Consider the following 1,149-nt stretch of genomic DNA (forward strand, 5'->3'; position numbering starts at 1 on the left):
CCGCCCAGGCTCCGTTGCTCTGCCCCGGCTGCCGCGGCGTCGCTCGCGCGATCGCGTCCAGCCTCGCCTTGTCCTGTGCCGACACCGCCTGGAACGCCGCCCTCTTGGTGATATCGCTCTTTGAGGCGCCCACGATTTTGGCAGCATCCGCGGCGCTGAGATCGGGATGGGACGCCTTCAGCGCGTCCGCCCAGGCTCCGTTGCTCTGCCCCGGCTGCCGCGGCGTCGCTCGCGCGATCGCGTCCAGCCTCGCCTTGTCCTGTGCCGACACCGCCTGGAACGCCGGGCCCTTGTTCAGCTCCCCCTCCGATACGCCCGACAGGCGCGAGAGCTGTTCGGTGCTCAGGCCCGGATATACGTTCTCGCCCTCGTTGCGCACCGTCTGCCGGGCGAGCGCCGCAAGATCGGGACCTTCGTCCATCTTCTCATAGGAGGGATCCGGATCGCCCTCAGCCATGTCTTCGTCGGCGATCCCCGGTTGCGCCCCGAGCCGGGCCTGGAGCGCCGCACGATCAGCGATGACGTCACCAAGCTGCAAGGTTCCGGCCTCCGGCGCCTGGCCGCTCGCCAGCCGGGCCACCAACGCGCGCGTGGCTGTCAGCACCGAGACACCGCAGTCAAAGTTGTTGGTTTGCTGGGCCACCTGCCCCTCGCTGTACTGGGTCACCCCCAGTCCGCCAGCCAGCCGGGCTGCCACCAACATCTGAGCAAGCGTTTGCGAGGAATCATAGTGATGGGCCTGCGGTCCTTCCGAATGCCTCCGATCGACGAAAAGCAGCGACCAATGCGTGCCGCCGGCCTCGCGGGCATTGCTCACCGGCAAAAACAGAAACCGCGCCGTGTCCTGTCCCGTGTCATCGAAATAAAGCCCTGCGAGGTTCTCCTCCCGCTCTCGGGTCTCAGCCAAGCGCAAGTGGTGGGCGAGGGCGGGTGGCACGAGCCGAATTTGGCCCGCCTCAGCTCCTCGGCCATTTGCGGGCTTAGTTCCCAGGGGCTTTCAGCCTCGGTCGGCGGATTTGGCTGGTTGACGCTTGCCGCTGGCCAGGCGGTCAATGCCGAAGGCTCCTGCCCGAAGTCTTGCGAGCCGAAGCTGTCGGCCGACAGCGGACCGGCGTGATCCGCCGCCTGCCAAAGCTCCTCTTGATCGAC

At 67.3% G+C, this 1,149-nt stretch carries 1 pseudogene; it reads right to left on the bottom strand.

The features are described from left to right. A pseudogene (locus QN224_RS33285) lies at positions 1 to 907 on the bottom strand (hypothetical protein); the annotation flags it as partial. Between the last annotated feature and the right edge of the window lie 242 nt (positions 908 to 1,149).

This window comes from Sinorhizobium sp. 7-81 (assembly GCF_030124405.1).
GTDB classification, from domain to species: domain Bacteria; phylum Pseudomonadota; class Alphaproteobacteria; order Rhizobiales; family Rhizobiaceae; genus Sinorhizobium; species Sinorhizobium psoraleae.